Source organism: Martinezella hainanensis, assembly GCF_900094555.1.
Classification (GTDB): domain Bacteria; phylum Pseudomonadota; class Alphaproteobacteria; order Rhizobiales; family Rhizobiaceae; genus Rhizobium; species Rhizobium hainanense.
In genome coordinates this window covers 541029-554241 of sequence record NZ_FMAC01000004.1, presented here as the reverse complement: position 1 = coordinate 554241, position 13213 = coordinate 541029, and the positions used below count along the sequence as shown (strand labels likewise).

Genomic DNA, 13213 nt, shown 5'->3' with positions numbered 1-13213 from the left:
CATAAATCCGCTCGCGCCTCATCAGTCGCCCCATCCGCACGTTGCTATTCGGCGAACCGGGAGATTGATGTCAGGGTCACCCGTGGGTTTGTCATTTTTGCTCAATCGAATTGACCAAATCGCCAAAAGTCAGTCAGTTTTCGACAATTTTCCATCTTTTTGCTGTCATGCGGAAAATCGATAATGCGCGCCAACAGCCTCTAACCCTCGGAGCAATGCCGATGAATACGCAATCCACTCCCGTTACCCTGATCGGCGTTCCCCTGGAGGAGGGTTCCGGCCGCCGCGGCGCCGGCATGGGTCCGACGGCGCTCCGCATCGCCGGCATCGAAACCACACTGACCGAGCTTGGCCATCGCGTCACGGATAGCGGCGACCTGCATCCGACGGCGGCTACAGACCTGCCGGAGCATCCCCACGCTCATAATTTGAAGATCGTCGGCGCCTTCACGCGCGCACTCGAAGCAAAGGTCTATGACGTCGCGTCCTCCGGCAGCTTCCCGTTGATCCTTGGCGGCGATCACAGTCTTTCCATGGGCAGCGTCTCCGGCATGGCCCGCCACGCGGCGGAAGTCGGTCGCCCGCTCTTCGTGCTCTGGCTCGACGCGCACTCCGATTTCAATTCGCCCGCCACCTCGCCCTCGGGCAATATTCATGGCATGCCTGTTGCCTACTATTGCGGTGAGGCCGAGATTGAAGGCGTGTTGCCGGCCGGCCGGCCGCTGGTCGATCCGACGAAGGTCTTCCAGGTCGGCATCCGTTCCGTCGACCCGCGCGAGCGCGAGGAAATCCGCGAACACGGCGTCAATGTCTTCGACATGCGCTCGCTCGACGAACAGGGTGTTGCCGCCATCATGCGCAAGGTGCTCGATACCGTCAGTGCCGCCAACGGCCTGCTGCATGTGAGCTTCGATGTCGATTTCCTCGATCCCGATATCGCGCCGGGCGTGGGCACGACCGTGCCGGGCGGCGCGACCTATCGCGAGGCGCATCTCATCATGGAAATGCTCTCCGACAGCAATCTCGTCTCCTCGCTCGATCTCGTCGAACTCAACCCCTTCCTCGATGACCGCGGCAAGAGCGCCCGCGTGCTCGTGGAGATGGCGGCAAGCCTCTTTGGCCGGCGCATTTTCGATCGTCCGACCCGGGCCGCCTAAAGGCGGCTCATTTTTCCCTCGAGGCCTCCTCGCCCTTCGACAAGCTCAGGGTGAGGATGGAGTGAGCTACATCTTTGATGCGGCTTACCGTTCTCCTCTCCGGCAGATCGAGAAGACCAGCCCTCATGGTGGCGAGGCCCAAAGGGCCATCTCGAACCACGAGGGCGGGTGACCAAGTCTCCCTTTACAACCCCATGCTTCCGGCATCGTGCTCTGCCTACTTATACAGTCGAAACAGCTTGTATAGATTTAGGTTTAAGCAATGTTCTTGCTCTATCGTGCCAACAACACGTCGGATTCGGCGTCACGGTTCAATGGGAAGAACGTTCATGGCCACGATCAATTCCACCAGCTTCAGCGGCGAGACTCTGGAGATCATTGCCTTCCGGCTGCATGATCAGGAATTCTGCGTCAAGACCACCACGATCCGCGAAATCCGCGGCTGGGCGCCATCAACGCCGATCCCGCACGCACCGGCCGATGTCATCGGCGTCATGAACCTGCGCGGCTCGGTCATCCCGATCATCGACCTCGCCTACAAGCTCGGCATGCAGAGCACAGTCGCCAATGAGCGCAGCGCCATCGTCGTTGCCGAAGTCCACAATATGGTCATCGGCATGCTGGTCGACCGCGTTTCCGACATCCTGACGATCGCCTCCAGCCAGGTGCAGCCGGTTCCGGAAGTCACAGCCTCCTTCGATCGCGCCTATTGCGAAGGCATCATCGCCACCGAGAACGGAATGATCTGCTTCCTGAACCTCGCCAAGATGTTCAAGGAAAACGAAACAGACGAACTCGCCGCATAACTTCGCAGCACAGTCCTTTTTAAGAAACCGCCGCTCTTTCACGGCGGTTTTTTATTTTCCTCTAATTTTAGTTAGTTATATTTTATTTAAATTATAATTTCTAATGAACTAATTTTTACCCGAAATTAAAGGAGGCAACTCCATCATCGATTGTGAAGCGAGGAAAGAAAATACAATTTCAACATTCCGACCATCCCTTGCGGAACGCCGTTCTTCGGCGTGCCGACGAGCACGGCCGCCCGCTTCGATGCCACTAATCGACGCCCGACAAACGCGAGCCTTCTAAGAGGGAATAGGAATGTTCAGTCTATCATCGGATGCCAGCCGTATTCTTTCCGCCGTTTCCAAATCACAGGCTATCATTGAATTCGACCTTCAGGGTAAAGTACTGACCGCAAACGAGAATTTCTGCCGAGCATTAGGCTATGAGCTGAAGGAGATCGTCGGCAATCATCACCGGATGTTCTGTGATCCCGCCTATGTCACGACGCCGGCCTATCATGATTTCTGGGCGCGTCTCGGCCGTGGCGAATACGATGCCGGCACCTACAGGCGTCTTGCCAAGGGCAATCGCGAGATCTGGATACAGGCCTCCTACAACCCCGTCTTCCGCAACGGAAAGCCGGTGAAGGTTGTAAAATTCGCAGCCGATGTCACCGAAGCCAGGAAGAAGGCGATCGACGATGCCAGTAAGCTCGAGGCGCTCTCGCGCTCGCAGGCCGTCATCGAATTCCTGCCGACCGGCGAAATCCTGACCGCGAACGAGAACTTCTGCAATGCCATGGGCTATGCGCCGGGCGAGATCGTCGGCAAGCATCACAGCATTTTCTGCGATCCGACCTATGCCCGCACCGAAGAATACAAGCGCTTCTGGCAGCGCCTAGCGCAGGGCGAGTTCATCGCCAACGAATTCGTCCGCTACGGCAAGGGCGGCAAGGAAATCTGGATCCAGGCGGCCTATAATCCCATCGTTGATGCCGAAGGCAGGGTCTACAAGGTCGTGAAATTCGCGACCGACGTCACCTCGCGCATGAGCGCCATCAGCGAACTTGCCGGCGCACTTCGCAGCCTGTCGGAAGGCGATCTGACGAAAACGCTTGAGCGTGCCTTCGTGCCCTCCATGGAGCAGCTTCGCCACGATTTCAACGCGACGATCGAGAAGCTTTCCGAGACACTAACCACCGTTGGCCACAATGCCAGCGCCATCGCTGCCGGCTCCCGCGAGCTCGGAGACTCGGCAGAGGCATTCTCACGGCGCACCGAACAGCAGGCGGCCTCCGTGGAAGAGACAGCGGCGGCCCTGGAAGAAATCACCACGACGGTCGCCGATTCCAGCCAGCGTGCCGAGGAAGCCGGACGCCTGGTGGCCGAGACCAAGCGCGGCGCCGAAGAATCCGGTACGGTGGTCCGCAACGCCGTCGCCGCCATGGACCAGATCGAGAAATCTTCTCGCGAGATCACCAATATTATCGGCGTCATCGACGATATCGCCTTCCAGACCAACCTTCTCGCACTCAATGCCGGCGTCGAGGCAGCACGAGCCGGCGAAGCCGGCAAGGGCTTTGCCGTTGTCGCCCAGGAAGTGCGAGAACTGGCGCAGCGTTCAGCCAGCGCCGCCAAGGAGATCAAGGCGTTGATCACCACCTCCAGCGAGCACGTTAAGAACGGCGTCGGCCTTGTCGGCCAGACGGGCAAGGCATTGGAGCAGATCGTCACCCAGGTCGGCGATATCAACACCAACGTCGCCGCCATTGTGAAGGCTTCGAAGGAACAGACGATTGGCCTTCGGGAAATCAATTCGGCGATCAACTCGCTGGATCAGACCACCCAGCAGAACGCCGCCATGGTCGAGGAAAGCACGGCGGCAAGCCTCAGGCTCGCCAACGAGGCGGATGCGCTGCATATGCTGCTGGCCCAATTCCGCCTGGCAGACTCGATGATCCGCGATGTGGTGATGCGCCGCGCGGCCTGACCGACGCCACAGCTCATTAAGAAGCATGAAGCCGCCCAGACCTAACTGGGCGGCTTCATCGTTTTCACAAGACTTGTCTCAGCCGAACAGGGCGTAAGTGCTCTTGATCGTCACCCACACACCCCAGAGCAGCGGAATGCCGACCAGCGCCCAGGCGACCAGCGCCTTGCCGTCGAAGCCGCCCGTGCCGATGCCGAAGGAGCCGGTGGGGCCGGCATTGGCAGCAGCGGTCTTTGCCTGCAGCGCCGCCACCTCTTCATCCGACATGAACCACTTGTCCGAGAGCGGCTTGACCAGCGAGTTGGCAATCAAGCCCAGAGCCAGCATGCCCGCAAGGATGTACATGGTGAAGGTGTAGAGCTGCGCACCTTCGACGCCGGCAGCCTTCTGCGCCTCGCGAATATAGTTGACCACGACCGGCCCGATGATGCCGGCCGTCGCCCAGGCCGTCAGCAGCCGACCATGGATCGCGCCGACGAACTGCGTGCCGAAGATGTCGGCGAGATAGGCGGGGACCGTCGCGAAGCCGCCGCCATACATCGACAGGATGATGCAAAGCGCGCCCACGAACAGCACCTTGCTATGGATGCCGGCCGCCCAGGGAGCCAGAACATAAAGCGCAATGCCAATCACGAAGAAGCAATAATAGGTGTTCTTGCGGCCGATCTTGTCGGACAGCGACGCCCAGAAGAAGCGCCCACCGATATTGAAGAGCGACAGCAGACCGGCAAAGCCGGCGGCAATCGCCGCGACGGTCGCGATCTGGTCCTTGCTGAGATCGGCGAATTTCAGATCCGGCAGGCCGATCAATGCTCCGCCAAAAATCTCCTGCAACATGGGCGACGCCATGCCGATGACGCCGATACCGGCCGAGACGTTGAGGCACAATACCGCCCAGATCAGCCAGAACTGCGGGGTTTTGTGGGCATCGCGAAGATGCACATGTTTCGTGGTGATCATCGAGCTCTTGGCGGCAGGGGCCGTCCAGCCCTCGGGACGCCAGCCGGCGGGCGGCAGGCGATAGCCGAAGGCCCCGCCCATCATGAAGACGAAATAGATCGCCGCCATGACGATGAAGGTCTGCCAGACGCCGACGGAGCCATCGGTGCGGAAATGATTCATCAGCAGGCTTGCGAGCGGCGCGCCGATCATCGCGCCGCCGCCAAAGCCCATGATCGCCATGCCGGTCGCCATGCCGCGCCGGTCGGGAAACCATTTGATCAGTGTCGACACGGGCGAGATGTAACCGAGGCCGAGCCCGATACCGCCGATGACGCCGGCCCCGATCCACATGACCCAGAGCTGGTGGAAGATGACGCCGATCGCTGCGATCAAGATGCCGCCACACCAGCAGCAGGCGGCAACCACGCCGGCCTTGCGCGGACCGGCCCTCTCCAACCAGCCACCCCAGATGGCAGCGGAGGAGCCGAGCAGCACGAAGAAGAGCGTATAGATCCAGCCGAGATCGCTGACGCGCCAGTCGCAGCTTGTCGTGAACAGGGCAGTGAGAAGATTGAGGCTCGCGCATTCTGCGGGAGCCGGAGTCGGAGTGCCGAGCGCCTTGGAGAGCGGCAGCCAGAACACACTGAAGCCATAGGCCATGCCGATGCAGAGATGGATCGCCAGCGCAGCCGGCGGCACAAGCCATCGGTTGAAGCCCGGCTTGGCAATGATGCGCTCACGATCGAGCAGACCCGCCGTCGCCGTGCCTCGGGAAATATTCGTATCCGCAGCCGTCATGAACAACTCCTCCTTGCTTCAAAGACCGGCACCCCTTCCCTCAACAGGAATCGCATTCGAGGATGGAGCCTCCACTCTCCATCCCGATGCACCATCAATGCTAGAGCCGGATGAATTTAGGTCTGTTCGACCTAAAATCTGAATCCGCTCTAGAATCAAAGAAGTAGAGCGCGATGTCGTCCGAAAACCACCTACACTTTTCGGGATCACGCTCTAATATTAAGCTGACTTAACTTCCTCGGCCGGCGCGGGCCTGTGGATCAGCGAGGCCGCCTCCAGGACCAAAGGGCTCAACCCGCTGTCTCCATGATCGATGATCGCAAACAGCTGACGGCGCATGCGCGGCTCCCAGAATTTGTTGATATGAGTGGCAACCCCCTGCACCGCTTCGTTTGCCGGCTGCGTCTTGAAAAAGGTGGCAATCTGGTTCGCCATGTAGATGAGTTTGGTTTCGGTCTTGCCGTGCGGCGTTTCGTCAGGCGACATCAGCGATGCTCCCCGTGATAATGCGATGCGGATGGGTGAAAATCTCGAAATCGTCGCCGCGAACCAGCGCTACAAGCGTCATGCCCGCCTCGTCCGCAGTGCGGATGGCGAGCGCCGTCGGCGCGGAAATGGCGACCAACATAGAACTGCCCAGTATGGCGGCTTTCTGCACCATTTCGACCGATAGCCTGCTGGTGACGGTCACCACACCTTCCGCGCCCTTGCGGCCGGAACGGATGACGGCGCCGCAGAGCTTGTCCAACGCATTGTGCCGGCCGACATCCTCGCGCACGGCAAGCAACCCCTCGGAGGGAATATAGAAGCCTGCGCCATGCACGGCTCGCGTCTCGCGATGCAGCGGCTGGGCATCATTGAGCAGAGCAATGGCCCTGACAATATCCTTCTGCGTCAGCTTCAAGGCGACCTTTGATACATCCGGCACCTTGCGCACCGCCTGCTCGATCGATTCGATGCCGCAGAGCCCACAACCGACAGGACCTGCCATGTGGCGGCGGCGAAGCCGCAAGGCGTCCGCGACATCGTCGACCAGACCGATCTGTACGTCGATCCCCTGCTCATCCTCCATTGGTTCGACGGCCGCGATCTGAGCGATATCGGTGATGATCCCCTCGGTCAGACTGAAGCCGACGGCAAAATCCTCGATGTCGGCGGGCGTTCCCATCATGACCGCATGCGAGGTGCCGCCATAGGAAAAGGCGATCGGCACTTCCTCGGGGACGATGCGCGTACCCGAACGCACCAGGCCGTTGCGGCGGGCTGTTTCGGGAACGGTCGTTGTGGGCGTGAATTTGGTCATTGGACGATGGGGCGTGGAATACCCCCCTCTGTCACTTCGTGACATCTCCCCCACAAGGGGGGAGATTGGTAATGCGCAGTGCTCTCTTGCCTCAAGCGAACATTCAGTCTGCTAAAATCGCTGCCTATGGTCTTGCGAGTGACACCAGGCAAACTCCCAACAATCTCCCCCCTTGTGGGGGAGATGTCGCGAAAGCGACAGAGGGGGGTATATTTCCCCACACTTCGGCTCACTCAGCCGCCTCCATCTTCCCGACAATGCGCCGCGACTGCCGGGCCTGCTCATCATACTCGACCTGCCACTGCGACGGGCCGTTCGACGGCGAGACCTGCACCGCCGTCACCTTGTATTCCGGGCAGTTCGTCGCCCAGTCGGTGTAGTCTGTCGTGATGACGTTCGCCTGTGTGTCCGGGTGGTGGAAGGTCGTGTAGACGACGCCGGGCGCAACACGATCGGTAATCAGCGCGCGAAGCGTCGTGTCACCCGAGCGGCTGCTGAGCTTGATCCAGTCGCCTTCGCGGATGCCGCGCTGCTCGGCATCGTGCGGATGGATCTCCAGTCGATCCTCCGCATGCCACATGACGTTCTCGGTGCGCCGCGTCTGCGCGCCGACATTGTACTGGCTGAGGATGCGCCCGGTCGTGAGCAGCAGCGGGAAGCGCGGGCCGGTGCGCTCGTCGGTCGCAACATACTCCGTGCGAATGAACTTGCCCTTGCCGCGCACGAAGCCGTCGACATGCATGATGGGCGAGCCGAGCGGCGTCTTCTCGTTGCAGGGCCACTGCACCGAGCCCATCTTCTCCAGATAGTCGTAGGAAACAAGGGCGAAGCTCGGCGTCGTCGCCGCGATCTCGTCCATGATTTCGGACGGATGGCTATAGTTCCAGCCGAGGCCCATGGCCTGCGCCATCTTCTGCGTCACTTCCCAATCAGCATAACCGTTGCGCGGGGTCATGACCTTGCGCACGCGGTTGATGCGGCGCTCGGCATTGGTGAAGGTGCCGTCCTTTTCGAGGAAGGTCGAACCGGGCAAGAAGACATGCGCATAGTTCGCCGTTTCGTTCAGGAAGAGATCGTGGACGACGACACATTCCATCGCGGCAAGGCCGGCGGCGACATGCTTGGTATCCGGATCGGACTGGAGGATATCCTCGCCCTGGATATAGATGCCCTTGAAGGTGCCTTCGACGGCCGCATCCAGCATGTTCGGGATGCGCAGGCCCGGTTCGTTGTTGAGCTTCACGCCCCAGAGCTTCTCGAAGATGTCGCGGGTCGCATCATCCGAGATATGGCGATAGCCCGGCAGCTCATGCGGGAAGGAGCCCATGTCGCAGGAGCCCTGCACATTGTTCTGGCCGCGCAGCGGGTTCACGCCGACGCCGGGACGACCGATATTGCCCGTCACCATGGCGAGGTTGGCGATCGCCATGACCGTGGTCGAGCCCTGGCTGTGCTCGGTGACGCCGAGGCCGTAATAGATCGCGCCATTGCCGCCCTTCGCAAAGAGGCGAGCGGCACCCCGCACGAGTTCCGCGGAAACGCCGGTGTATTTTTCCGTTTCCTCCGGGCTGTGCTGCGGCTCGGAAACGAAGGCTGCCCAATCCTCGAATTCAGACCAGTCACAGCGTTCGCGGATGAATTTCTCGTCGAACAGGCCTTCGGTGACGATCACGTGAGCCAGCGCCGTCAGCACGGCGACATTGGTGCCGGGTTTCAGCGGCAGGTGATAGCTCGCCTCGACATGCGGCGTGCGCACCAGATCGATGCGGCGCGGATCGATGACGATGAGCTTGGCACCCTGACGCAGCCGCTTCTTCAGGCGCGAGCCGAAGACCGGATGGCCATCCGTCGGGTTGGCACCGATGACGACGACGACGTCGGAATGCTCGACGCTGTCGAAATTCTGCGTACCGGCCGATGTGCCAAAGGCCTGGCCGAGACCATAGCCGGTCGGCGAATGGCAGACGCGGGCGCAAGTATCGACATTGTTGTTGCCGAAGCCGGCGCGCACCAGCTTCTGCACCAGGTAGGTTTCCTCATTGGTGCAGCGCGACGAGGTGATGCCGCCAATGGAATCGCGGCCGTATTGATATTGCAGCCGCTTGAACTCGGTGGCGATATGGGCAAAGGCCTCGTCCCAGGTCACTTCGCGCCAAGGGTCTGTCACCTTCTCGCGCACCATCGGATTGAGGATGCGGTCCTTGTGGGTCGAATAGCCATAGGCGAACCGGCCTTTGACGCAGGAATGGCCGCGATTGGCCTGGCCGTCCTTCCAGGGCACCATGCGCACCAGCTCTTCACCGCGCATCTCCGCCTTGAACGAGCAGCCGACGCCGCAATAGGCGCAGGTGGTGACGACGGAATGCTCCGGCTGGCCGATCGAGATCACCGACTTTTCGGTCAGCGTCGCCGTCGGGCAGGCCTGCACGCAGGCGCCGCAGGAAACGCATTCCGAGTCGATGAAATTCTCATGCATGCCGGGCGAGACACGCGAGCCGAAGCCACGGCCCTCGATGGTCAACGCAAAGGTGCCCTGCACTTCCTCGCAGGCGCGCACACAGCGCGAGCAGACGATGCACTTCGAGGGATCATAGGTGAAGTACGGATTGGATTCGTCCTTCGGCATCCATTTCAGATTGATGTCGCCGTTGTTGCGCGCCTTGACGTGATTATCGCCCTCATAGCCGTAGCGCACATCGCGCAGGCCGACGGCGCCTGCCATGTCCTGCAGCTCGCAATCGCCATTGGCGGCGCAGGTCAGACAGTCGAGCGGATGGTCGGAAATATAGAGCTCCATCACGCCGCGGCGGATGTCCTTCAGCCGGCCGGTCTGCGTGTGTACGACGAGGCCGGGTGCGACCGGCGTGGTGCACGAGGCCGGCGTGCCGTTGCGGCCTTCGATCTCGACGAGACAGAGGCGGCAGGAACCGAAAGCATCGACCATGTCAGTGGCGCAGAGCTTCGGCACCTGAATGCCGGCTTCCATCGAGGCGCGCATGATCGAGGTGCCCTCAGGCACGCTGATCTGGCGCCCGTCGATGGTGAGCGTCACCATGGTTTCGGAGGTGGAGGCCGGCGTGCCGTAATCAATTTCTGGGACGAGGGACATGGATCTTACTCCGCCGCTTCAATCAAGGGAGCCGGAGAAAAGTCCTCCGGGAAATGGGTCATCGCGCTCATCACGGGATAGGGCGTGAAGCCGCCGAGCGCGCAGAGCGAGCCGAACTTCATCGTATTGCAAAGGTCGGCGAGCAGAATCCTGTTCTTCTCGGGCTCGATCCCTTGCGCGATCTTGTCGGCCGTCTCGACGCCGCGCGTCGAGCCGATGCGGCAGGGCGTGCACTTGCCGCAGCTTTCGACCGCGCAGAACTCCATGGCGAAGCGCGCCTGCTTCAGCATATCGGCGGTATCGTCGAAGACGACGATGCCGGCATGGCCGATCAAACCATCCTTGGCCGCAAAGGCTTCATAGTCGAACGGCGTGTCGAACAGAGCGCGCGGGAAATAGGCCCCGAGCGGCCCACCCACCTGCACCGCCTTGACCGGTCGGCCCGTCGCCGTACCGCCACCGATCCGGTCGACGATATCGCCAAGCGAAAGGCCGAAGGCCGTCTCGTAGAGGCCGCCATGCTTGACGTTGCCGGCAATCTGCAGCGGGATCGTGCCGCGCGAACGGCCCATGCCGAAATCGCGGTAGAAAGCCGCGCCCTTGTCCATGATGATGGGGACCGAGGCGAGCGAGATCACGTTGTTGATGACGGTCGGACAGTTGAACAGGCCCTTATGCGCCGGCAGCGGCGGCTTGGCGCGCACGATGCCGCGCTTGCCCTCAAGGCTGTTCAGCAGCGCCGTTTCCTCTCCGCAGACGTAGGCACCGGCGCCGGTGCGGATTTCCATATCAAACGCCTTGCCGGAACCAAGCACCGAAGCGCCGAGAATGCCGGCCTTGCGGGCGATTTCGACCGCTTCGGTCATCGCGGCGATCGCATGCGGATATTCGGAGCGCGTATAGACGAAACCCTTGGTCGCGCCGGTAGCCAGCCCAGCGATCGTCATGCCTTCGATCAGCACGAAGGGATCGCCCTCCATGATCATCCGGTCGGCGAATGTACCGCTGTCACCTTCGTCGGCATTGCAGACGATGTATTTGCGGTCGCCCGGCGCATCGAGCACCGTCTTCCACTTGATGCCGGTGGGAAAGCCTGCGCCGCCACGGCCGCGCAGGCCGGAATCGGTGACGTTCTTGACGATATCGCTCGATGCCATGCCGATGGCGCGACGCAGCCCCTTGAGGCCGCCATGCGCTTCGTAATCCTGCAACGAAAGCGGATCGGTGATACCGCAGCGGGCAAAGGTAAGGCGGGTCTGCTCTTTCAGGAATGGGAGGCTTTCGACCTCCCCAAGACAGAGCGGATGCTCGCCCCCTTCGGCGAGCCCGGCATCGAAGAGTGCCGCTACATCCTTGGCCTTCACCGGCCCATAGCCGATGCGCTTGCCGTCGATCTCAACCTCGACCAGCGGCTCGAGCCAGAACATGCCGCGCGAGCCGTTCCGTACGATGCGCGCATCCAGCCCGCGCTTGGCGATTTCCTGATCGACGGATTTTGCAACCTTGTCCGCGCCGAGCGAAAGGGCAGCAGCATCGCGGGGGATATAGATGGTGAGTGTCATTGGCGCGCCTCCTTCACGAGGTCGTCGGCGCCTTCATCGTCGAGCCGGCCATAGAGTTCGCCGTCGAGCATCGCCGCCGGCGCACAGGCGCAGAGCCCGAGACAGTAGACGGGTTCCAGCGTGACGCTGCCATCGAGCGTGGTCTGATGGAAATCAATGCCCAGGAGCCGCTTGATGCGCTCCCCCAATACATCGCCGCCCATCGACTGACAGGCCTCGGCGCGACAGAGCTTGAGGACATGGCGGCCGGCGGGGTGATCGCGATAGTCATGATAAAAGGTCATCACGCCATGCACTTCGGCGCGCGAAAGGTTCAGCGCCTTGGCGATCAGCGGCAGCGCATCCTGCGGCACATAGCCGAATTCCTCTTGAATCCCGTGCAGGATCGGCAAAAGCGGCCCCTCCATCGATTTCATGCTATCGATGATGGTGCCGGCGCGGGTTGCGACATCGCCCGCGGCCTGATTCAAACTCATTAGCAGCCTCCCGCGCATAGCTCCGAAGATCGAAGGCGAATCTTCGGAAAAGACCTATGCGGCACTTCCTCCTGGCGCGCGATCGACACGCCACGGAGATAAGCTCGCAGGGAGAAGGCAAAGGATCAATAAGGCAGTCCCGTCGCTCGATAGAAAATTTCTATCGATGCTTCTCGCCTTCTGCGAGCAATCTCGCCTCATGCAACAAGGCAGAGACAAGCGGCGTGAAGGGTTCGCGGTGCGTGGCGACCAGCCCGACGAGATGTTCCGCATCCGGCTCCGTGATCGGGATTTTGCGGATATCGGCCGGAAAGCCGAAGGAATCGGCGATATTCTTCGGCATAATGCTCGCCCAACGCCCGGTCTGCACATGGGAAAACAACACGATCATCGAGTTGGATTCGAGCGTCGGACTGGCTGTGACACCAGCCTCAGCGAGATGCCGGTTGATGATACGACGGTTTTGCATGTCGGCGGTCAATAGACAAAGCCGAAGATCGCCCACTTCCTTCCAGGTCACACTCTCGCGCTCCGAAAACGGGCTGCCCGCCGCGGTAATCAGGTGATAGCGCTCGGCATAGAGCGGCACGCTGGTGACGCGGCCAAGCGGCTCATTTTCCAGATAGGTGATGCCGGCATCGATCTCGAGGTTTTCGAGCAGGCTCAACACTTGCAGCGAGTTGCGCGATAAGATCGAGAAGGTGACGTCCGGATGCCGTTCCTGAAAAGGCGTGGTGATTTTCTGCACCATGGCAAGGGCCGTCGGAATGGCCGCGATCCGGATATGGCCGGCAAGGCCCTTGCGTGCCGCGCGCATCTCCTCGCGCATGGTGCGGCTGTCGCCGACGATGCGGCGCGCCCATTCCAGGACGCGCTGCCCCTCAGGCGTCAGCCCCTGAAAGCGCGAGCCACGGCTGACAAGCATCACGCCGAGCTGGTCCTCCAACTGGCGGATGGCCGCAGACAAGGTCGGCTGCGTCACGCCGCATTCTTCGGCTGCGCGGCCAAAATGCTTCTGATTCGCCAGCGCTATGAAGAATTCCAGCTTCTCGATCATCCCACTCTCCCGCAACGAAAGAGTTAGACCG

At 61.1% G+C, this 13213-nt stretch carries 10 protein-coding genes; 3 read left to right on the top strand and 7 right to left on the bottom strand.

The genetic code is table 11. The features are described from left to right. The first annotated feature begins 221 nt into the window (after window positions 1-221). The 3 genes from rocF (at window position 222) to GA0061100_RS16260 (ending at window position 3935) form a co-directional block, all read left to right on the top strand. Window positions 222-1157 carry an arginase gene (rocF, locus tag GA0061100_RS16270; RefSeq protein ID WP_075853719.1) on the top strand — a complete coding sequence of 312 codons (936 nt, stop codon included), beginning with the start codon at window positions 222-224 and terminating at the stop codon, window positions 1155-1157. A 329-nt stretch (window positions 1158-1486) separates the two neighbouring features. Beyond that, window positions 1487-1963, top strand: a complete 477-nt coding sequence (locus GA0061100_RS16265) for a chemotaxis protein CheW (RefSeq protein ID WP_069612887.1) — start codon at window positions 1487-1489, stop codon at window positions 1961-1963. A 298-nt stretch (window positions 1964-2261) separates the two neighbouring features. Continuing rightward, entirely contained in the window at window positions 2262-3935 is a 1674-nt protein-coding gene (locus tag GA0061100_RS16260; RefSeq protein WP_075853718.1) for a methyl-accepting chemotaxis protein, read from the top strand. A gap of 78 nt (window positions 3936-4013) precedes the next feature. Here GA0061100_RS16260 and GA0061100_RS16255 read toward each other — a convergent pair whose 3' ends face one another. The 7 genes from GA0061100_RS16255 to GA0061100_RS16225 form a co-directional block, all read right to left on the bottom strand. Further along, on the bottom strand, window positions 4014-5675 hold the full coding sequence (locus tag GA0061100_RS16255) for an OFA family MFS transporter (RefSeq protein ID WP_075853717.1): 1662 nt from the start codon (window positions 5673-5675) through the stop codon (window positions 4014-4016). Between the two features lie 219 nt (window positions 5676-5894). After that, window positions 5895-6161, bottom strand: a complete 267-nt coding sequence (locus GA0061100_RS16250) for a formate dehydrogenase subunit delta (protein WP_075853716.1) — start codon at window positions 6159-6161, stop codon at window positions 5895-5897. After that, on the bottom strand, window positions 6151-6978 hold the full coding sequence (gene fdhD / locus GA0061100_RS16245; protein WP_075853715.1) for a formate dehydrogenase accessory sulfurtransferase FdhD: 828 nt from the start codon (window positions 6976-6978) through the stop codon (window positions 6151-6153). Before fdhD ends, GA0061100_RS16250 begins: the two co-directional genes overlap by 11 nt. Before the next feature lie 229 nt (window positions 6979-7207). Beyond that, window positions 7208-10087: a formate dehydrogenase subunit alpha gene (fdhF, locus tag GA0061100_RS16240; RefSeq protein ID WP_075853714.1), complete on the bottom strand. Its 2880-nt coding sequence runs from the start codon at window positions 10085-10087 to the stop codon at window positions 7208-7210. Window positions 10088-10092: 5 nt separating this feature from the next. Further along, complete coding sequence (locus GA0061100_RS16235) at window positions 10093-11649, bottom strand: formate dehydrogenase beta subunit (RefSeq protein ID WP_075853713.1); 1557 nt, start codon at window positions 11647-11649, stop codon at window positions 10093-10095. Beyond that, window positions 11646-12125, bottom strand: a complete 480-nt coding sequence (locus GA0061100_RS16230) for a formate dehydrogenase subunit gamma (protein WP_075853712.1) — start codon at window positions 12123-12125, stop codon at window positions 11646-11648. The genes GA0061100_RS16235 and GA0061100_RS16230 overlap by 4 nt, the downstream gene beginning before the upstream one ends. A gap of 160 nt (window positions 12126-12285) precedes the next feature. Continuing rightward, window positions 12286-13182 (bottom strand): LysR family transcriptional regulator, encoded by an 897-nt coding sequence (locus tag GA0061100_RS16225; RefSeq protein ID WP_075853711.1) that lies wholly within the window; start codon window positions 13180-13182, stop codon window positions 12286-12288. Window positions 13183-13213 lie beyond the last annotated feature (31 nt).

Bases quoted from the DNA above. Each gene is read 5' to 3' on its own strand.
- fdhF (WP_075853714.1), bottom strand. From the start codon at position 10,087: ATGTCCCTCGTCCCAGAAATTGATTACGGCACGCCGGCCTCCACCTCC.
- GA0061100_RS16235 (WP_075853713.1), bottom strand. From the start codon at position 11,649: ATGACACTCACCATCTATATCCCCCGCGATGCTGCTGCCCTTTCGCTC.
- GA0061100_RS16225 (WP_075853711.1), bottom strand. From the start codon at position 13,182: ATGATCGAGAAGCTGGAATTCTTCATAGCGCTGGCGAATCAGAAGCAT.
- rocF (WP_075853719.1), top strand. From the start codon at position 222: ATGAATACGCAATCCACTCCCGTTACCCTGATCGGCGTTCCCCTGGAG.
- fdhD (WP_075853715.1), bottom strand. From the start codon at position 6,978: ATGACCAAATTCACGCCCACAACGACCGTTCCCGAAACAGCCCGCCGC.
- GA0061100_RS16230 (WP_075853712.1), bottom strand. From the start codon at position 12,125: ATGAGTTTGAATCAGGCCGCGGGCGATGTCGCAACCCGCGCCGGCACC.
- GA0061100_RS16250 (WP_075853716.1), bottom strand. From the start codon at position 6,161: ATGTCGCCTGACGAAACGCCGCACGGCAAGACCGAAACCAAACTCATC.
- GA0061100_RS16255 (WP_075853717.1), bottom strand. From the start codon at position 5,675: ATGACGGCTGCGGATACGAATATTTCCCGAGGCACGGCGACGGCGGGT.
- GA0061100_RS16260 (WP_075853718.1), top strand. From the start codon at position 2,262: ATGTTCAGTCTATCATCGGATGCCAGCCGTATTCTTTCCGCCGTTTCC.
- GA0061100_RS16265 (WP_069612887.1), top strand. From the start codon at position 1,487: ATGGCCACGATCAATTCCACCAGCTTCAGCGGCGAGACTCTGGAGATC.